The sequence below is a fragment of the Chryseobacterium sp. 2987 genome (genome assembly GCF_031456375.1).
Classification (GTDB): Bacteria; Bacteroidota; Bacteroidia; order Flavobacteriales; family Weeksellaceae; genus Chryseobacterium; species Chryseobacterium vaccae.
The window spans coordinates 210,756-228,818 of record NZ_JAVDUN010000003.1; the positions used below are offsets into that span (position 1 = coordinate 210,756).

Below are 18,063 nucleotides of genomic sequence, written 5' to 3' on the forward strand. Positions count from 1 at the left end.
GTGCTTTTGTATTTTTAGAATGTAATTTTATACGTTCCGGTGGAAGATGTGCTTGCTTTTTCAGCTTTCACATATTTTTTAACCCACGCTACAGAAGTGGAAGAAACACAAGGATCTGAAACTCCTCCTGCTCTTCTCGCAGACACTACATTTCCGGCTTTATCTACAGTGTAGGCAATGGTAATGGAACCGCTGGCTGTACAACTGTGTGAAGGCTGTGCACCTCCTCTTCCCATTGTTCCGGGAATGTAGCCCGTCAGTTTTCGGTCTATTCCTACTTTGCTGTCTCCATTTCCGTCTCCTCCTAAAGGATCTCCTGCATTACCTATTCCTTCTCCTGTTCCCTGACTTCCGGCTTTCGTTCCTCTTCCTCTGATCAGGTTTCCAATAGCTGCATTTCCTTTGCCATCTCCGGTTCCTGTTTTAGAATTGGCTGTTGCAGCCCCTGCTTTTTTAGTAGCCTTTGAAGAACTTGAGCTGGCAGAAGCTTTATTATCAGCCTTCTTAGATTCTTCTTTTTTAGGAACTGCTACTTTGGAATTGTTTCCGGTGATGATCTTCTCCTTAACCTCTGTCTTTTTCGGTTCAGGTGCAGGCTCTGGTTTCACAACTGTTTTTGTCTCAGGAACAGGCGTTTCTACAGGCTCCGGAGTTACGTCTTCTGTTGCAGCAGCCAGGCTTCCCGGTTGATCGGCAGGTTCTTCAATTCCGTTACCGTTTCTGTTATCCCCAAAGTTGACAAGCATAGTGGTAACCACTTCCGGTTGCTGCTCCAGATCGGGTTTCAGTTTATATAAAAAAACAAAAAGAAGGACAGCAGCCCATATCAGAACAGAAAGCAATGCGCTTTTTATCCGATCGCGGTTTTCTTCGTTTTTGTTTACAGTATAACTTCTCATTTTACAATATATTCCGCCGGTATTCCGGCTTTATTATTTGTCTTTAACGGTTGCAATAGCTACATTAAATTTATGCTTTTCAGCAATTTCCATTGCAAATACAAAATCTTTGTGAAGCGTATTTTCATCAGCTCTTATCGTGAAGGATTTATTGGTCTGACCTGTTAATTTACTAACAATGATCTGCTCCAGCTGGTCTTTTGTTACCGGATTATCGTCTACATAATAAGATCCGTCCGGTTTTATGCTCACGGTAAGAGGATTGGGAATATTATCCTCAACAGCTCCCGCTTTGGGCAGCTTTACATCAATAGCACTCTGATTGGCTGCTGATGACGTGATCATAAAGAATATCAGCATCAGCAAGATCACATCGGTCATCGCTGCCAAGCTGAATTCGGGGTTAGCTTTATTTCTTCTCTGAATTTTCATACAACAGAATTATAAAGGTTTGTTGATAAGGTCTAAAAATTCACCTGACATATTCTGAGCCTTCAATACAAATTTATCAATTCTTGTCAAAAGGATATTGTAGAAAAAGTTAGCAGGAATTGCTACAGCCAAACCTACCGCCGTCTGCCCTAATGCAGTATAAATACCTTCAGATAGTGTTTTTGGTGAGAAAGAACCGGTTGCATGAGAAAGATTGAAGAAAGCAATAATCATCCCGATTACTGTTCCTAAAAGCCCCAGCATTGGTGCAATACTCGGCACAACAGCCAGAAGGTTAAGATTCTTTTCCATATTGGCCACTTCTACCTGCGCCTGAGATTCCATAGCGCTTACAATATCAGAAACCGGACGTCCCAATCTCGAAATTCCTTTTTCCAGGATTCTTCCTTCAGGGGAGTTCTGTCTTTTACAGTAATCAGCTGCAGATTCTATCTTTCCTTCTTTGATAAAATCTTCAATATTATCCATAAAATTGGAATCTGTTTTTGAGGTTAGCCTTTTAATAAAGAAGAAACGTTCAAAAAACAGGTATAGAGAAAATACACCCAGAGCCAAAACGGTTACCATCACTATTTTAGCGAAAGCTCCTCCGTGGAACATGATCTTCCAAAATGAAAATTCTAAATCGTCTGTTGCAACTGCAGGTGCAGTAATTTGTGCAAATAAAATCTGAGTAAGTTCCGTTAACAGCATTAATGTGAATTTTTATAAAAGTTTTAACGACAAATGTAGTGGAATATTATGAATTGCTTTCTTAAAAAATGCTTAAAAACAACTTAAATTTGTTATAATACATCAACAGCAAATTTCTTTCCAAAAGAGTTTTTGAAAAGAAATCTGGTATAAAATAAGGATAACTGAAGTGCTTAGTCTTCGTCTACTTCAATGTCGTCCTGCTTAAATTCGCATTTTAATCGGAATGGGATCGGCTGATCAGATCCGGTATAGAAATCATCAATGGTTCCCTTCCAGATGACCTGAAGTTCTCCTTCTTCGTTTTTCTCGAAAAGAAGCTCGTTATCATAAATAAAGGCTTCTTCATCGTCGAAAAGATCTACCTCAGTGTAGGTGTCTTCTTCGGAATCATTGATCATAATGGTCTTTCCTTCTATTTCTGCTGATTCAATCGGAAAATCGAAAACCTCAAGTGAAAGCTGTGGAAAGTTGTACTGCAGTGAATCATCGTCTACATGATCCAGTCCGTCATCCGTGATCACTTCAACCTCTAGAAAGTGCTGCTGGTTGCTGTATACCGCTTTACAATAAGTATTTCTGATATTGTATTTTAGGGTCTCGTCCGGATGGTAAATTTTTAAAATCCCTTTCATTATTTCTTAAAAAAGAGCTGTAATAATATGATTGTTAAACGTTTTAGACAAAGATAAAAAATTGATCTTAAGTTGAAAATATTTTGAAAATTATTTTTTTAAATCATTCATCAATTATTCTGTATATTGCAATAATACTTACTTTTGTTTCCTAAAGATTTTGAAAATGAAAAACATTTTATCAAAAAGCATTTTAGGATTGGGACTGATGATAGGACTTGCTTCGTGCAAAAAATCAGATTCACCCCTGACAAAAGTGACCCCGACCAATCTGGACTCTATTGCAGCCAATTATTATGAACAGGCTCTTAAATTATATCCTCTGGAGGCTACCTCTCAGGGAGATCTGCGATATAATGACCAGCTTCCGATCAACATCGACAAAGATTTTATCTCTGGTGAGATCGCTTTTTATAATTCAGTGCAAAAGCAGCTGGAAAGTGTAGATTATAAAGGTCTTTCGGATGAAGATAAAGTGGTATATGATGTGCTGGATTATACTTTAAAAGATAAAACCGAAGCTTATGCTTATCATCCTGAATATATTCCTTTTACACAGTTTGGCGGACTGCCTCTAACTTTTCCTCTCTATGGAAGCGGTGAAGGAAGCCAGCCATTTAAAACAGAAAAGGATTACAGCGACTGGATGAAAAGAATGGAAAAATTCCCTGAGTGGATGAATACTGCCACGGAAAATTTCCGTGAAGGGATCAGCAATAAGATTGTGCTTCCTAAAAAACTGGTGGTAAAAATGATTCCTCAAATGAAAGCTGAGGAGATCACCACTTCCGATATGGAAAAAAATATTTTCTACGGACCGATCAGAAAGTTCCCGAAAAACTTTACCAAAGAGCAGAAAGATAAGTTCAGTGCACAGTATAAAGAAATCATCACCAAAAAGATCATTCCTGCCTATACCAAAATGGGAACTTTCCTGGAGAAAGAATATCTTCCGAAAGCGAGGGATACCGATGGCTATAACAGTCTTCCTAACGGAAATGAGATTTACAGGTATTATGCAAAAAGCTGGACTACCACCAAGAAAAGTCCTGAAGAAATCAACAAAATCGGGCTACAGCAGGTGGCTATGCTCCGTGCTGAAATGGAAAAGGTAAAACAACAGTTAGGATTTACAGGATCTCTGGAAGAATTCATCAATTTTGTAAAAACAGATCCAAAAGCAATGCCTTATAAAACGTCTAAGGAAGTTCTGGACGGATTCAACGGTATTTTGACGAAGATTACGCCGAAGCTGAAAACCATGTTCAGTGTCACACCAAAAACGAAATTTGAAATCAGACAGACCGAGAAATTCAGAGAAGCCAGTGCCAGTGCAGAATATATCCAGGGAACTCCGGATGGAAAAAGACCGGGAATATTTTATATGCCGCTTCCTGATCCTTCAAAATTCAATGTAACTTCAGGAATGGAATCCCTTTTCCTTCATGAAGCTATTCCGGGGCACCATTATCAGGTTTCTCTGCAGCAGGAAAACACAAAGCTTCCCAAATTCATGAGATTTGGTTGGTTTGGAGCTTACGGTGAAGGCTGGGCTCATTATTGTGAAACTCTGGGACCTGAATTCGGTCTATACACCGATCCTTACCAGAAAATGGGCTATTTAAGTGATCAGATGCTGAGAGCGGTAAGACTGGTTGTAGATACAGGAATCCATACGGGAACGATGACGAGAGAAGAAGCCATCAAATATTTCCTAAGCAATATCTCTTATGACGAAGCCAGCGCAACCGCTGAAGTGGAAAGATATATGGCAATGCCGGGACAGGCTCTGGGCTACAAAATCGGCTCACTAAAGATCCGTGAACTGAGAGATAAGTATCAGAAAGAGCTGGGTACAAAATTCAGTCTGGCAAGCTTCCATGATGAAGTATTAAGCCAGGGATGCCTTCCGCTGGATGTATTAGACAGAAAAATGAAGCTCTGGGCTAAGAAACAGAAATAAAAAATAATAAGAAAATGGGACATTGATGATGATCCCATTTTTTTATGTTTTGTTTAAATGAATGCTCAAATTTTATAATTTTAACAGCAAGTATTTAAAGGAAAGAAATCTGGTTTGATTTTCTTCAATAATTAAAACTCACAATACACTAAAACATGATCGTAGAAAGCCTACAATCTCTTTATAACAGGGATTTAAATAAATTAAAAGCAGAAATCGAAGCGTATCAGCAGGAAGCTGTGATCTGGAAAACGGATCAAAACATCTCTAATTCTGCGGGAAACCTATGTCTCCATCTCATTGGAAACCTCAATCATTTTATAGGTGCACACCTTGGTAACACTGGCTACATCAGAAACCGGGATATTGAATTTTCATTAAAAGACATTCCCAAAACAGAGCTTACTGAAAAAGTTGAGGCAACATTAACCATGATCAATACTGTTCTCAGCCAATTAACTCCGGAAGATCTTGAAAAAGAATACCCTCTTGTTGTTTTTGAAGATAAAATGACTACAGGATATTTTCTGATCCACCTGATTACCCATCTGGATTATCATCTGGGACAGATTAATTATCACAGAAGATTACTTGATAGATAAAATATGAAAAAAGCGTTTACTCCTGTCATTAATACCTCCAGCTTTGAAGAAGTAATTTTGAAGAAACAAGGAAACGAAGGAAACAATACCCTGGTCATCAACACCATTGATGAAAAAATTAAGAATTCGGATATTTATACCAGCTTCATTGCTCTTTGTCGGGAATTCAACATTGAAGTTGAAAGTTTTATACAGGATGATTTCTGCCATGTTGTTCTTTCAACAAACGGCTGGGGATCTCTTTCTATGGAATATGAAGACCCACTTACAGATATCAGTACAGATCTGGCTACTGCTCTCTACAAAGAACTGTTTACACAGATCCTAAATCAGGATTTTGTACAAAAAAGCCTACCAAAGAAATAAATTTTATTGCTCAAACATCATCTTCGTGATAAAATCTTTTTCTCCTTTTCCTCTCGCAGGAGAATATTCTCTGCCATAGAAAATAATCTGAAGATGCAGCTTATTCCATACTTCTTCCGGGAATAGTTTCTTGGCATCTTTTTCCGTTTCCACCACATTCTTTCCTGAGGTAAGCTTCCATTGGGTCATAAGACGATGAATGTGTGTATCTACCGGGAAAGCGGGAAAACCAAATCCCTGGCTCATGACAACAGATGCGGTTTTATGTCCTACGCCCGGAAGCGCTTCTAATTCTTCATAAGTCTGCGGAACGATACCGTTATGCCTTTCCAGTAAAAGTTCTGCCATTCTCTTCAGGTTTTTGGCTTTTGTATTGGATAATCCTATTTCTTTGATCAGTTCCTTAATTTCGAATTCTTCCAGTCTGGCCATTCTTTGCGGTGTTCCGGCTACGGCGAAAAGATCAGGAGTAACCTGGTTAACTTTTTTATCTGTTGTCTGGGCAGAAAGAGCCACGGCAACCATTAATGTATACGGATCTGTATGATCCAGCGGAATAGGTGTTGTAGGATATAATTTTTCTAATTCCTGCTGAACGAGTTCGGCTCTTTGCTTTTTTGTCATGTAACCCTTAAATTTGAACAAAAATAAATCATTATGTTGAAAGTTGGAGACAAATTACCTGAATTTGAAGGGGTAAATCAGGATGAAAAAACAATATCCTCAGCAAAATTAATCGGAAAAAAGCTGGTTGTTTTCTTTTATCCGCAGGCTAATACTCCGACCTGTACCGTGGAAGCCTGTAACCTGAGTGATAATTATACCAAGCTTAAAAAAGCAGGATTTCAATTGTTGGGAGTAAGTGGAGACACTGTAAAAAAACAGAAAAATTTTCACAGCAAGTTTGCTTTTCCATATGACCTCATTGCAGATGAAAGCCATGACATTATTGAAAAATTTGGCGTTTGGCAGGAGAAAAAAACATTTGGAAAAACCTATATGGGAATTGTAAGAACCACTTTTATTTTTGATGAAAATGGAATTTGCACAAGGGTTATTGAAAAGGTGACTTCAAAAACAGCTGCTGAGCAAATTTTAGAATAACACTCTTTCAATTTACAGTAAAAAATTAACAAACAGAACTTTAGAATAATAATTTTTCCATTTAAAATTTCTTCGGATTTATAAAAATCATTCTTTTTTTATCAAAATTTGATTAGATTTATTTCATTATACATAACTATTGTATTTTTAATAAAAACGATTTAAACCTATGAAAAAATTATTATTCTCTAGCCTTATGCTTATAGGGCTTTATGCTAATGCACAGATTAATGTGACTGCCAGCGCAGGAACACCCACTGCAACTTACCCAACGCTTAAAGATGCATTTGATGCTATAAACACGGGAACACACCAGGGAAGTATTAACTTAAGTGTAACGGCTAACACTACAGAAACCACAACGGCTGTTCTGAATGCTGTTACCACCTATTCTTCTCTTACTATCAAACCAACCTCTGCTGCTACGATCAGCGGAGCTGTTGCTTCAAATCCGCTTATCCGTATTTTAGGGTCCAATGTTACCATTGACGGCTCTTCTACTGCAGGAGGAACAACCAGAGATCTTACTTTCAGCAACACTTCAACAACAAGTCCTACAGTGCTTATTATTGGCTCTGCCTCTGCTGCTTCGCCACTAACTAATGTTGTTGTTAAAAATTCGGTTTTATTAAATACAGGTAACTCTTCCACCAATTTTTTCATTGCAGGCGGAGCATCAACAGCAGCCGGATATTTTAATAATATTACCGTTCAAAATAACGATATCAAAAACGGATACAATGGTGTATTCATTAGTGCAGATGCAACAACAGCCGGCAACGGGAACAATCTGTTGGTTACAGGTAATACCATTAACACTAATATTTCCCAAATTGGAATTCAGGTATCCGGGATTGGAGGAACTTCTACAATCAGCAACAACACAATTGCTCTCGTCCGCCCAAGTGCGGGAACCTCTGCTACCCCAGGAGCTTCTATAGGAATTAACATTGCTACAGGAACTAACAATGCTTCAGTATTTGGAAATACCATAAGCGCTAAAAATACCTCAACCTCGACCACAGGTGTTAATTATGCTACAGGAATTGCAATCACCCCCGGAGCCACCAATACTGCCACTGTTGTCCGTAATAATACAATTACTGAAATCAGCGGGATTCTGGCTTATGTAAACAGTGCCGGAGTATACCTTGGAGGAGCGACACCTAATGTCACTATTTACTCTAATAAAATATCCGGTCTTAAAAATACAGGGACAGCAGGAAATCCTATGCAGGGAATTCTTCTGGGGTCTTCATCCACAGCAGCCAATGCCCTGGTATATAACAATGTAATTTCAGACGTCCAGGCAACAGGAGCCGGGCAGGTTTCAGGAATTTATGCGTTTTCCGGAGCCGGATATAAAGTATACAACAACACTGTTAATCTTAATACTTCTAATTCCGAAACAGGAACCTCAAGCGCATTGTACGTTTTAGGAGGTGCTACCAATGTTTCAGCGGCTAATGCCCTGGATGTAAGAAATAATATTTTTGCCAATAATAAAACCAGCGGATCCAGATTTGCTATCTATTCTACGGCAGCCAATACGGTTTTTGGAAATATTAATTATAATGATTATTATACCACCGGAACTGCGCTGGGGTTCATAGGTTCTAACAGAACCACTCTTACAGATATTCAAACCGGATTTGGAGGCAACGTTAATTCACTGAATGTATCGCCCGTTTTTGTAAGCGCTACAGATCTTCATCTGAATTCCAGTTCTAATTCAGGATTAAACAATACCGGCACTTCCCTTCCTGAAGTAACAACCGATTTCGATGGAACTGCAAGGGGAGCCTCTCCTGATATGGGAGCCTACGAGTTTACTTTTGTTCCTCTTGCGGTATCAGAAGTAAATACAGATCAGGTAAAAGTATCAGTTTATCCGAATCCTTTTGTTGATGTTCTGAAAATTTCAGATGTGAAAGGAATTAAATCTATTCAGATTAATGATATTTCCGGAAGAAGTTTAAAAAATCTGGCTCCGGCTTCCGAGCTTGACGTAAGAGACCTAAAAACAGGATTATACATCATATCATTCCAATATGAAAACGGATCTGTAAAAGCATTTAAAATAATAAAAAAATAACGATTAATAATAAACTGCGGCGGCCAAAGGCCGCCGCAGTTATTTTATAAATGATAAAATCTTATTCCGTTTCGTAATACATGAGTTCCTCATCATCCTCAGGAAGAGTTACATATCCTTTGAGCTGAAGTCCTAGTTTTTCAATCAGTTTCTGGGAAGAAAAATTATCTTTCGAAGTAATTGCAGAAATTTTCTTCAATCCGAAATCATCCATTCCTATAGATTTTACTTTTGCTGCAGCTTCATAGGCATAGCCTTTCCCTTCAAATTCTTCCAATAGCGAAAATCCTATATCTACAACATCCAGTCCTTCTCTTTCGAAGATTCCTACCCCTCCTATTTTATTTCCTTCTTTGGTCATCATCAGATAATTTCCATAGCCCAATCTTTCGAACTGGGGAAGAAATCTATTCGTAATATAATTCTCTGCATCAGCCAGGGTCTTAATATGGCGGTCTCCGATATATTGAATAAACTTAGGCCTGTTATAAAGTTCAAAGATGAAATCACGGTCTTCTACACCCATCGGGCGAAGAATCAGCCGTTCCGTTTCGTAGGTATTATTTGTTTTTGGTTGTTTTTTTAGAGTCATCTTTCGGTTCTTCTTTTTTCTGGATTTTCAAAAGCCTTGGGTTATTCGGACATCTTTTATTGTAAAGTTCAATATAAGTTCCGTTATCTTTTATACTGGAAATAACACCTGTGGACTTATTAACAGTCAGGGTGTAATGGGTCTTTTGGTAAGGACATTCTTTGGACGTCAGCTTTCCAAGATCAAGATAATAATTTGAAGAATCTTCATAGTAATTTCCGGCAATATCTGTGAATTCTTCGTCTACCATATAGTCTCCTGCAGTAAGCAAAATAGCTGCTTCTTCGGCATTATCAATTTTTCCCACAAATTTTCGAAGCCCTTCCAGGTCTGTTATATAATTCATTTTTCCTCCCGTAGAATAGGCAATATAATAAAAGCTGGTTTCGCTTGGGAATAGATTAAATCCCGAAAATTGCGGCGTATATTCTATCTTCCCTCCGGATTTTTTTATTTCCTGGTTTTTTCCATAGCTGTTGTAAACCAACACCCATGAATCCACCTTATCATTCGGAGTAACATGCTGTAAAATATTGGAAATACTTGAAAATTTTATTTTTTTTTCCTGGGCGTATCCAAGAATTCCCAAAAACAAAAAAATAAAAGCGATGATTCGTGTTGTAGTTTTTATCATAATCTCAAAATCAACAGAAAGTATACCAACTTATCTATTTTACATGAACTTATCTCCTTTCTTGAAGCTTTTTAAATCAAGAACATAGTCTTTGATCAGCTGATCATTATCTCTGGGACAAATCAGCAGCGCCTTATCCGTATCTACCACTATATAATTTTCAAGCCCGTCAATGATGACCGCTTTATTATTATTTTTCAGACGGATGATATTTCCTTTTGAATTATAAGCCAGTAAATGTTTTAGCTTTACAGCATTTCCATCCTTATCTTTCTCTGTATTTTCGTACACGGAAGTCCAGGTTCCCAGATCACTCCATCCCAGATCAGAAGGGATAACATATACATTCTTAGCCTTTTCTAATATTCCGTTATCGATAGAGATCTTCTGAACTTTCGGGTAAATGATCTCAATACAGTTATTTTCCTTCTCAGAATTATATTCACAGGCCATAAAATGCTGCATCATTTCAGGAAGATACATTTCAAAAGCATGATGAATGCTTTTTACATTCCAGATGAATATTCCGGCATTCCACAGAAAATCTCCGCTTTCCAGGAAACTTTGGGCAATTTCCAGAATGGGTTTTTCGGTAAACGTTTTTACTTTAAAATATTCCGATCCTTTCTTTTCTACAAACTGAATATATCCGTACCCGGTATCAGGTCTTGTAGGAGTAATTCCTAATGTTACAAGATAATCATTCTTTGCTGCCAGGTCGAAAGCCAGCTCAACTTTTTCTAAAAATATATCTTCCTTCAGAATCAGATGATCTGCCGGCAGTACAATCATGGTAGCATCGGGGTTTATTTCAGCAATCTTATTGGCCATGTACAGATTACATGCCGCTGTATTTTTCATCAGAGGTTCTCCCACAATATTTTCTTCAGGAATTTCCGGAAGCTGCTGATGAGAAAGCGCCACGTATTCTTTATTCGTAATCACGAATATATGTTCTTTAGGGATGAGCCTGCTGATTCTGTCGTACGTCTGCTGAATCATAGTGCGTCCTGTCCCTAAAATATCCTGAAACTGTTTTGGAAATTTCTGTGTACTCATTGGCCAGAATCGGCTTCCGATTCCTCCCGCCATAATAACACAGTATCTATCTGATTTTAACATTCTTGCCTACATTTTTCAACCCTAGCCAAAGGCTTGAAAGAATACTTCCTTCCAGTAGCCAGATTCTTACAAAGATAGTTTTTTTTAATCAGACCTTCTAATAAATACTTTTCGTTGCGGTACATAAAAAAATCGCCCTTTTGAAGCTCTTCGATGAAATAAAGCCTATCATCCTGTTTTTCAGTATGAAAATATCTTACAAGATCAGGACTCGCCATAAAATTGGCTTTTGGAGATTTTGAAAATTTTACAATAATTGGTTTCAATTCTTCATCATATACCTCAAGGCTTTCCAGAAGCATATTTCTGAACACTTCTTTCCACTCGCTTCCATGAGGAGAGATTCTTCTTCCGTATTTTTCAAAGGCAATCAAATGAGCCAGTTCATGAGTAAGCACGAAGAAAAAAAGCGGTGGTGTAAGCGTAGAGTTTACGGTTATTTCATGGGAGTTGTCCGGCAATTTTCTGTAATCGCCTAATTTGGAATTCCTGTTGCGTGTTACTTTTATATGAATATAATAATCTGCAAACCAGATTTTTAAGTATTTAAGTGTATTTTGGGGTAAGTATTTTTCTAACGATTGGATTGGCATTTTATAAACTTAATGGAATTCCCGCATAGAAACTCAACATTTTAAGGCTGAAAAGATAGTTGTATTTTGCCTGTGCAACTGATCCCTGTGCGTTTGCATAATTATTTCTGGCAACATTTACGTCGTAAATAGTTGTTCTTCCTGCAGCATAGCTTTTATCGGCAAATTCTAAAGCCAGCTTTGTGCTCTTCTCTGCTTCCACAGCAGATAAATAAGTTTCATAATTGGCATCAGCATCAAACTGGGCCTTCTGAACATTCTGCCTTACTGTCTGTTTCTGCTGATCCAGTGTATTTTTAGCAATGCTTTCATTGATCCTGGACTGCTCTACCTGTAATTTTGTTATTCCTTTATTAAAAATAGGAACATTCAGTGATAATCCAACATTTTGTCCGAACTGATCACTGTATTGCTTGAAAAATCCAGGTTGAACAACACCTTCCTGACCTTTTGATATTTGATAATTATAGAAAGTGCTAAGTCCGGCACTGGCTGTCAGTGTAGGCCAGAAAGCCGTTTTACTAACTTCTGTCTGAGCCTCGGCAGATCTTATCCTACTTTCTGCGGCTTTAATCTGTGGCTGTATTTCATAAGCCGTAGTAAGAACCTCATCTGCTGTTATCAGCTGTGAATCCAACGTTTCAGGAACATTTACGTTTTCCACATCAAAATCTTTATAGTCAGGTAGCTGCAAAAGCTGGGCAATAGCAAATAATGCTCTTCCGACATCAATTTCAGCTTTCTTAACGTTCTGTTTTTCTCTGGCCAATGCAGCTTCGGCTTCTGCTAAAACAGTTTGGGCAGTGGTTCCGACTTCGGTGGTTATTTTGGCTCTGTCATATTGCTTTTGAGCATTTTCTAATGCGCTTTGAGAAATCTTAACAATCTCCCTGTTCAAAAGAGCTGTCAGATATTGTTGAGCAATCTGAAGAGATATATCATTTTTAATCGTCTCAATATCATATTGGCTGGCCTCTACATCAAACTGGGCTTTTCTGACGCTTTTTTCCAGTCTTCCGTTATTATAGACCAATATATCCGCCCCAATTCCCACACTGTTATTGAATCTGTCGTTTCTGAAACTTCCGGCACCTAACGATGCCTGCCCGAAACTTACTCCGTTCGACATATTAGCTGATAAAGTAGGCAGATATCCATTTTTTGCGATTTTAAGGCTGGCATCCTGTGATTGTTTGTTATACTGATTTTGGATAACCTGAAGATTATGCTCTACAGCATAGTCTACACATTCTTTTAAGGACCATTTCTTCTGAGCACTCAGCCCCAGACAGCTTAATCCAAAAACGATAATCCAAACTTTTTTCATATTAAGAATTTTCCATATTAGACGTACCAAATATAAAAAAGTTACAGTTTAAAAAAATTATTGTTTCATGTTATTAAAACTTTTGAGAATTTTGCATCATGACATATGAACAATACCAGGAAGCGGTAGACTGGCTTTTTGTACAGGCTCCCAATTATCAGATTGACGGCCAAAAGGCATACAAGCCCGGTCTGGACAATATCAGCAGGCTCTGTGCCTTCTTCGGAAACCCTCAGGATAAAATACAATGCATCCACATTGGAGGAACCAACGGAAAAGGATCTTCAAGCAACATGCTCGCCTCTGTGCTTCAGGAAGCCGGATATAAGGTGGGATTATACAATTCTCCTCATCTTATTGACTTCACAGAACGCATTAAAGTGAACGGAACCAACTGTGATAAAGAATTTGTTTATGAATTTATCCAAAAGCTTAAAAAGCTCCCGGAAGATATCCGTCCCTCATTTTTTGAGTTTACCACCATCATGGCTTTTGAATATTTTTATCAGAAACAGGTAGATTTTGCCATTATTGAAGTAGGATTGGGAGGAAGACTGGATTCTACGAACATTATAAAACCATTGGTTTCTGCCATTACCAACGTTCAGCTGGATCATCAGGATATTCTCGGAAACACTATCGAAAAAATTGCAGCAGAAAAGGCTGGTATTATCAAAAGCAGTATTCCTGTAATTTCTGGTGACGAAAATGAAACAGTAAAGAATATACTTCAAAATAAAGCCATTGAGGAAAAAGCTCCATTTATTGATGCTACCCCTATACAAACTGATCTCAAATCTGATCTTCAGGGAAACTATCAGCAAAAAAACATCCGTGTTGTACTTGCTCTCGTCTCAGAATTGAAGAAACTAAACATCCCTATTTCCGATGAAAGTATTGAATGGGGTCTGTTAAATGTTCATAGAAATACAGGATTTATTGGCCGATGGTATGAGTTTTCCAAAAATCCGCTTACTATTTGCGATACGGGACACAATCAGGCTGGATTAGAGTATGTTTTTTCACAGCTCAATACTATTAACAAGCATAAGCATGTCATTTTGGGGTTTGTAAATGATAAAAAAATAGATGAAGTGATGACTCTTCTTCCGGAAAATTCTGAGTTTTATTTTGCCAAACCGTCCATCAACAGGGGAAGACATCCCAAAGATTATGAAAATCTGCTTCAGGAGGCGAAAATTTTTTATAAAATTTTTGATTCTGTACAGGACGCGTATCTCGCTGCAAAAGAACGATGTACAAAGGAAGAAATGATTTTTATCGGCGGAAGCAACTTTGTTGTTGGAGAATTTTTAGAAAAAAATTTGCAATTATCCGAATAAGTCGTATATTTGCACCACTCTAATCGAGGAAACAAAGATAAGAGGGTTCTTAGCTCAGTTGGTTCAGAGCATCTGGTTTACACCCAGAGGGTCGGGGGTTCGAATCCCTCAGGACCCACAGAAAAGGAAACGAAACCTTTCAAAAAAATTCGGGTTCTTAGCTCAGTTGGTTCAGAGCATCTGGTTTACACCCAGAGGGTCGGGGGTTCGAATCCCTCAGGACCCACAAAAATCTCTCTTTTACAAGGGAGATTTTTTTTGTTTTTCTAATACGTGAGAATTTTTGAGTTAGTTTTTTAACCCACATCATTAATTTGAAATGGGTTATCTATTTTAAAATCATAATAAAACTGAAAATATACTTTATCTTTAACCAATCTGTATTGAAAATCACCAAAATCCCATATTCTTCCACACCAATGATTATTTTCATCAATCTCAGATTCATTAAAGTACCCTCTATCATTACTGTCTGTTCCTAAATAATCTACTATAATTTTAACCATTTCTTCAACCTCCTTGTAAAACACCACTAGACAATTAGTTAGTAATTCTTTACTAAACATAAAACTAAACAAATCTTTATCTTCATCAGAATTAAATAGATTTATTCTATTAAAGTAACCAAAATAGTTAAAAGTGGAGAAATGAACTTGGTTCACATCATCAGGATTATTCTTATCTGAAATATCATAAAAGTTACCTGTTTTTACAACTTGATTAAACTTCTTCCAACTAGTCATAAAATCAGACTTTTCAAGATTTTCATTATAGATTACACAACAAAATATAACACGTCAAGTTTTGGCGTGAGTGAATATTAGCTTTGCTTTTAGAAACATCAAATAAAATATTAATTACTAAAACACAGCTTATGGAAGAATTTGATGATGAATTTGGTGATTTATCTCAATTCAAAATACTCTCTTTTGAAGAAGTAAATCAAGGATTTACAGGAAACAATGCTTTTGCAAATACAATTATCAACAAAGATGATTCTCCTGATTACAGAAGCCCATTTCATGACTACAGAAATACTCCTTTAGGGTATTCTTATCTTACAGATAATCCTGTATCTGTATTTCCTTCAACTGGTGTAAACGAAAATGGAAAGAAAGGATATGAATACAGAGCAGAAGTGCTGCCTTGTGAGAATGGTTCTCAAGTATTAGGAAGCTATAATGCTAACAAAAGAGAGCCTCAAAGTCTTTTCCTCTTTTATGAGAAGCCTGATTCTAAGAAATCCAACTTTGCAGGAGGCTTTTATATTGCTAAGATGGGAGATTATTTTGTAACTCTATTTAAGAGATTTCCTGAACCATTACCTTCTTCTATTGGTGGAAAATTTTTCAAGGATATTACCTCTATGGAAGATGAGGCTGCATACTTAGCACAGTTAGCATATGCTTATGAGGGAGACAGGATTAATGCCACTCTTGTTCGTGATGCATTGATGAGAGAATATCAATACTACACTGGGGAGAGGAGATTTGAAGAAATCATAGGTAATATTACCTCCATCCCTGCTGATGCTTTTGGGTGGTGTGCAGAACAATTAGAAAGTTTAAAGCCTACAGAGAAAAACTACAATCCAGAAGCTAAGAACTATTCCCCTCTTGTACCTATTATAATTGGTGGAGCTGTAACTCCTATACCTATCAATATGAATAAGGCATCAGAATTCTTTGAAAATCTTGGAAATAATCCTTTTGTTCAGGGAGCAGAAGTTGCTTTTACTCAGGTTTGGGAGCTAGTGAAACAGGCAGCGAGTAAGGTTAAAGATGCTTCTATAGAACATCTTCCTGATGCTTTTAAAGGACTTGTAGAGAAGATTAGTAGTGTCATTAATACTATTAAAAACTTCCTTTCTGAGGTTAAGGATGAATTGGTAGAACTAGCCAAGATAAGTGTAGAAGTTTTGAAACTTGCTAATGCTTTTTACTGTGGTATCAACAGTGGTCTTGTTGGTCTTTTACAGTGTATTTTATATATCCTACAGGCTCTTTTCCAACCAACAATGGCTTTATCTTATGAACAGTATAAAGAGAGAAGAGATTTACTAGAGAAGGCAGAAGATGTATTAGATTGGATTCTTGCAAATGCTCCTGTATTTTTTAAAGGTGTAAAAGACCTGTTCAGTTCAAGTGGAGGAATCTCCAAGTCTGATTTTGAAAGGATGTTTAGCATGCTAAAAAAATATTGGGACAATACCTCTCGTTATACAGTTGCATATTATTCAGGAGTTATCGCTTTTGAGTTCATCATTAATATTTTACTTCTGATTTTCACCGAAGGTGCGGGTAACATCATAAAAGGAACTACTTACGTACAAAAAGCAGCAAGTTTGTTAAAAGTAATTACAAGGGAAGCAATGTCTGCTGTAACATTAGGAATTACAGATTTATTAACATTTCTTGCGCGATTTGTTGTTAGCTTTGGAAAAGCATGTGCAAAAGGATTCAAATCTTTTATAAAATGGATGGAGGAACTATTTTCTGGATTGAAAAAAGGTAAGAGCCTTGATGAAATTTTTGAAAATAGTCATATTGAAGGAATTGGTCGGTATGGAGGTAAAATTTTATCTGAGGTGGAAATAGAAGATTGGGCTAAAATTTTAAAAAAGAAATTCGGAACTAAGCTTGAAAGAGTTGAAAGCTTTGATAATCCTACTGTGTTAGCTGCTTTTGATCCTAATACTAATACTGTAAAATATGTTGATGATGTAACTGAATATTTTATAATCCATGAATCTTTTCATGCAGAAGAAATGTATAAAATTGGATTTAAAGTATATACTAAAAACGCACATGTCAGCAAAACGCCTTGGACTATTGAAAATAGAATACACGAATATATGAGAGAAAAATATGTTTATGAAAGATTGGTACAGTATTCAAAAAAACATAAATTCACTCCAGAAGAGTTAAGCACACCTCCTTTGGGGCATGCTTTCCAGTATTATGACACATTAAAGTTCAAATTACAAATTTTATTAAAAGAAAATAACATACCTTTTCCAAATTAAAAAATATTAAAAATGAAAGAACAAGCACTTATAGAAAAAGTTGAAAACTACCTTTTAGATTCTAGTACAGAATTCGTTAAAAATAGCATTGAATATGTGGGGATTAGAGAAAATCATGTAATTTCTAATGAAAAACCTAAAGATTATTATTTTCTAAGCTATGACGCAGTCGCTGACAAAAACAATCAATATAGTACAAAATCATATTTTGTACTGATAGATAAAATATCTAAGAAGATTTCTTATATATTAGGACCACAATCATTGGAAAAAATTGAAGATAACGAGTAAAAAGTATTTCGATACTGAGAGTATGTCTGTAAATTAAGTAAATGATTAGGCATATTCGTGAAATATAGAGAAGTAAAGATTTTCTAAGCATAAAAAGATAAAGAGCCGGGCAATTTTTAAGAAAACTGCTTGGCTTTTATTTTCTGAGTATTGATTTTTCAAAATTGAGATGCCATTCCCTAGAGTATGAACATAATTCTCACGATACTAATTTTTATATGTATCAGGGTGTTTTCAGGGTGTAAATAATTCTTTGCAGCCTGTCCTAGTGCTTAGGGGTTTTTCAAGTTTATTGAGGAACTATTACAGGGAGCTAAGAATGGAGC

The 18,063-nt window shown here is 36.9% G+C and carries 19 protein-coding genes and 2 tRNA genes; 10 read left to right on the forward strand and 11 right to left on the reverse strand.

Features of this window, described 5'->3' with window-relative positions; translation table 11 throughout:
• Positions 1-14 precede the first annotated feature (14 nt).
• From J2Y40_RS10545 to J2Y40_RS10560, 4 genes are all read right to left on the reverse strand, one after another.
• Entirely contained in the window at positions 15-899 is an 885-nt protein-coding gene (locus J2Y40_RS10545; protein ID WP_309998837.1) for a ferric siderophore ABC transporter substrate-binding protein, read from the reverse strand.
• Between the two features lie 33 nt (positions 900-932).
• Positions 933-1,331 (reverse strand): biopolymer transporter ExbD, encoded by a 399-nt coding sequence (locus tag J2Y40_RS10550; protein WP_153396947.1) that lies wholly within the window; start codon positions 1,329-1,331, stop codon positions 933-935.
• A gap of 9 nt (positions 1,332-1,340) precedes the next feature.
• Positions 1,341-2,045, reverse strand: a complete 705-nt coding sequence (locus tag J2Y40_RS10555) for a MotA/TolQ/ExbB proton channel family protein (protein ID WP_153396945.1) — start codon at positions 2,043-2,045, stop codon at positions 1,341-1,343.
• 173 nt (positions 2,046-2,218) lie between these two features.
• Positions 2,219-2,680, reverse strand: a complete 462-nt coding sequence (locus J2Y40_RS10560; protein ID WP_153396943.1) for a hypothetical protein — start codon at positions 2,678-2,680, stop codon at positions 2,219-2,221.
• A gap of 166 nt (positions 2,681-2,846) precedes the next feature.
• On the opposite strand from J2Y40_RS10560, the gene J2Y40_RS10565 reads away from it, so the two are divergent.
• The 3 genes from J2Y40_RS10565 (at position 2,847) to J2Y40_RS10575 (ending at position 5,611) form a co-directional block, all read left to right on the forward strand.
• Positions 2,847-4,643, forward strand: a complete 1,797-nt coding sequence (locus J2Y40_RS10565; protein WP_309998842.1) for a DUF885 domain-containing protein — start codon at positions 2,847-2,849, stop codon at positions 4,641-4,643.
• A 155-nt stretch (positions 4,644-4,798) separates the two neighbouring features.
• Entirely contained in the window at positions 4,799-5,245 is a 447-nt protein-coding gene (locus J2Y40_RS10570) for a DinB family protein (protein WP_309998844.1), read from the forward strand.
• 3 nt (positions 5,246-5,248) lie between these two features.
• The gene (locus tag J2Y40_RS10575) at positions 5,249-5,611 is read left to right on the forward strand and encodes a hypothetical protein (protein WP_153396939.1); all 363 of its coding nucleotides are present in this window, start codon (positions 5,249-5,251) and stop codon (positions 5,609-5,611) included.
• A 3-nt stretch (positions 5,612-5,614) separates the two neighbouring features.
• On the opposite strand, the gene nth is transcribed toward J2Y40_RS10575, so the two are convergent.
• A complete protein-coding gene (nth, locus tag J2Y40_RS10580; protein WP_153396937.1) occupies positions 5,615-6,235 on the reverse strand; it encodes an endonuclease III in 621 nt (206 codons plus the stop codon).
• A 33-nt stretch (positions 6,236-6,268) separates the two neighbouring features.
• Between nth and bcp the strand changes: the two genes are divergently transcribed.
• Together bcp and J2Y40_RS10590 are read left to right on the forward strand one after the other, a co-directional pair.
• Positions 6,269-6,715, forward strand: coding sequence for a thioredoxin-dependent thiol peroxidase (bcp, locus tag J2Y40_RS10585; protein ID WP_153396935.1), 447 nt, complete (start codon positions 6,269-6,271; stop codon positions 6,713-6,715).
• A gap of 169 nt (positions 6,716-6,884) precedes the next feature.
• Positions 6,885-8,810, forward strand: a complete 1,926-nt coding sequence (locus tag J2Y40_RS10590; protein WP_309998849.1) for a T9SS type A sorting domain-containing protein — start codon at positions 6,885-6,887, stop codon at positions 8,808-8,810.
• Between the two features lie 61 nt (positions 8,811-8,871).
• On the opposite strand, the gene J2Y40_RS10595 is transcribed toward J2Y40_RS10590, so the two are convergent.
• From J2Y40_RS10595 to J2Y40_RS10615, 5 genes are read right to left on the reverse strand one after another with little or no spacing between them, the layout of a single operon-like run.
• On the reverse strand, positions 8,872-9,402 hold the full coding sequence (locus J2Y40_RS10595; protein ID WP_153396933.1) for a GNAT family N-acetyltransferase: 531 nt from the start codon (positions 9,400-9,402) through the stop codon (positions 8,872-8,874).
• The gene (locus J2Y40_RS10600; protein WP_153396931.1) at positions 9,371-10,036 is read right to left on the reverse strand and encodes a hypothetical protein; all 666 of its coding nucleotides are present in this window, start codon (positions 10,034-10,036) and stop codon (positions 9,371-9,373) included. The genes J2Y40_RS10595 and J2Y40_RS10600 overlap by 32 nt, the downstream gene beginning before the upstream one ends.
• Before the next feature lie 39 nt (positions 10,037-10,075).
• Positions 10,076-11,158, reverse strand: coding sequence for a mannose-1-phosphate guanylyltransferase (locus J2Y40_RS10605; RefSeq protein ID WP_231128702.1), 1,083 nt, complete (start codon positions 11,156-11,158; stop codon positions 10,076-10,078).
• Complete coding sequence (locus J2Y40_RS10610; RefSeq protein ID WP_153396929.1) at positions 11,152-11,751, reverse strand: SprT-like domain-containing protein; 600 nt, start codon at positions 11,749-11,751, stop codon at positions 11,152-11,154. The genes J2Y40_RS10605 and J2Y40_RS10610 overlap by 7 nt, the downstream gene beginning before the upstream one ends.
• Before the next feature lies 1 nt (position 11,752).
• Positions 11,753-13,078: a TolC family protein gene (locus J2Y40_RS10615; RefSeq protein ID WP_153396927.1), complete on the reverse strand. Its 1,326-nt coding sequence runs from the start codon at positions 13,076-13,078 to the stop codon at positions 11,753-11,755.
• A gap of 98 nt (positions 13,079-13,176) precedes the next feature.
• On the opposite strand from J2Y40_RS10615, the gene J2Y40_RS10620 reads away from it, so the two are divergent.
• The 3 genes from J2Y40_RS10620 to J2Y40_RS10630 all read left to right on the forward strand — a co-directional run bounded on the left by J2Y40_RS10620 (position 13,177) and on the right by J2Y40_RS10630 (position 14,647).
• Positions 13,177-14,421: a folylpolyglutamate synthase/dihydrofolate synthase family protein gene (locus J2Y40_RS10620; RefSeq protein ID WP_153396925.1), complete on the forward strand. Its 1,245-nt coding sequence runs from the start codon at positions 13,177-13,179 to the stop codon at positions 14,419-14,421.
• Between the two features lie 43 nt (positions 14,422-14,464).
• Positions 14,465-14,539, forward strand: a tRNA-Val gene (locus tag J2Y40_RS10625).
• 33 nt (positions 14,540-14,572) lie between these two features.
• Positions 14,573-14,647: transfer RNA gene (locus J2Y40_RS10630), tRNA-Val, on the forward strand.
• A gap of 70 nt (positions 14,648-14,717) precedes the next feature.
• Here J2Y40_RS10630 and J2Y40_RS10635 read toward each other — a convergent pair.
• The gene (locus tag J2Y40_RS10635) at positions 14,718-15,164 is read right to left on the reverse strand and encodes a hypothetical protein (RefSeq protein WP_153396923.1); all 447 of its coding nucleotides are present in this window, start codon (positions 15,162-15,164) and stop codon (positions 14,718-14,720) included.
• A gap of 131 nt (positions 15,165-15,295) precedes the next feature.
• On the opposite strand from J2Y40_RS10635, the gene J2Y40_RS10640 reads away from it, so the two are divergent.
• On the forward strand, positions 15,296-17,446 hold the full coding sequence (locus J2Y40_RS10640) for a hypothetical protein (RefSeq protein WP_309998855.1): 2,151 nt from the start codon (positions 15,296-15,298) through the stop codon (positions 17,444-17,446).
• 12 nt (positions 17,447-17,458) lie between these two features.
• A complete protein-coding gene (locus J2Y40_RS10645) occupies positions 17,459-17,737 on the forward strand; it encodes a hypothetical protein (protein WP_153396919.1) in 279 nt (92 codons plus the stop codon).
• Positions 17,738-18,063: the final 326 nt, after the last annotated feature.

Coding starts and splice junctions, on each gene's coding strand:
- J2Y40_RS10545 (WP_309998837.1), bottom strand. CDS start 899: ATGAGAAGTTATACTGTAAACAAAAACGAAGAAAACCGCGATCGGATA.
- J2Y40_RS10550 (WP_153396947.1), bottom strand. CDS start 1,331: ATGAAAATTCAGAGAAGAAATAAAGCTAACCCCGAATTCAGCTTGGCA.
- J2Y40_RS10555 (WP_153396945.1), bottom strand. CDS start 2,045: ATGCTGTTAACGGAACTTACTCAGATTTTATTTGCACAAATTACTGCA.
- J2Y40_RS10560 (WP_153396943.1), bottom strand. CDS start 2,680: ATGAAAGGGATTTTAAAAATTTACCATCCGGACGAGACCCTAAAATAC.
- J2Y40_RS10565 (WP_309998842.1), top strand. CDS start 2,847: ATGAAAAACATTTTATCAAAAAGCATTTTAGGATTGGGACTGATGATA.
- J2Y40_RS10570 (WP_309998844.1), top strand. CDS start 4,799: ATGATCGTAGAAAGCCTACAATCTCTTTATAACAGGGATTTAAATAAA.
- J2Y40_RS10575 (WP_153396939.1), top strand. CDS start 5,249: ATGAAAAAAGCGTTTACTCCTGTCATTAATACCTCCAGCTTTGAAGAA.
- nth (WP_153396937.1), bottom strand. CDS start 6,235: ATGACAAAAAAGCAAAGAGCCGAACTCGTTCAGCAGGAATTAGAAAAA.
- bcp (WP_153396935.1), top strand. CDS start 6,269: ATGTTGAAAGTTGGAGACAAATTACCTGAATTTGAAGGGGTAAATCAG.
- J2Y40_RS10590 (WP_309998849.1), top strand. CDS start 6,885: ATGAAAAAATTATTATTCTCTAGCCTTATGCTTATAGGGCTTTATGCT.
- J2Y40_RS10595 (WP_153396933.1), bottom strand. CDS start 9,402: ATGACTCTAAAAAAACAACCAAAAACAAATAATACCTACGAAACGGAA.
- J2Y40_RS10600 (WP_153396931.1), bottom strand. CDS start 10,036: ATGATAAAAACTACAACACGAATCATCGCTTTTATTTTTTTGTTTTTG.
- J2Y40_RS10605 (WP_231128702.1), bottom strand. CDS start 11,158: ATGTTAAAATCAGATAGATACTGTGTTATTATGGCGGGAGGAATCGGA.
- J2Y40_RS10610 (WP_153396929.1), bottom strand. CDS start 11,751: ATGCCAATCCAATCGTTAGAAAAATACTTACCCCAAAATACACTTAAA.
- J2Y40_RS10615 (WP_153396927.1), bottom strand. CDS start 13,078: ATGAAAAAAGTTTGGATTATCGTTTTTGGATTAAGCTGTCTGGGGCTG.
- J2Y40_RS10620 (WP_153396925.1), top strand. CDS start 13,177: ATGACATATGAACAATACCAGGAAGCGGTAGACTGGCTTTTTGTACAG.
- J2Y40_RS10635 (WP_153396923.1), bottom strand. CDS start 15,164: ATGACTAGTTGGAAGAAGTTTAATCAAGTTGTAAAAACAGGTAACTTT.
- J2Y40_RS10640 (WP_309998855.1), top strand. CDS start 15,296: ATGGAAGAATTTGATGATGAATTTGGTGATTTATCTCAATTCAAAATA.
- J2Y40_RS10645 (WP_153396919.1), top strand. CDS start 17,459: ATGAAAGAACAAGCACTTATAGAAAAAGTTGAAAACTACCTTTTAGAT.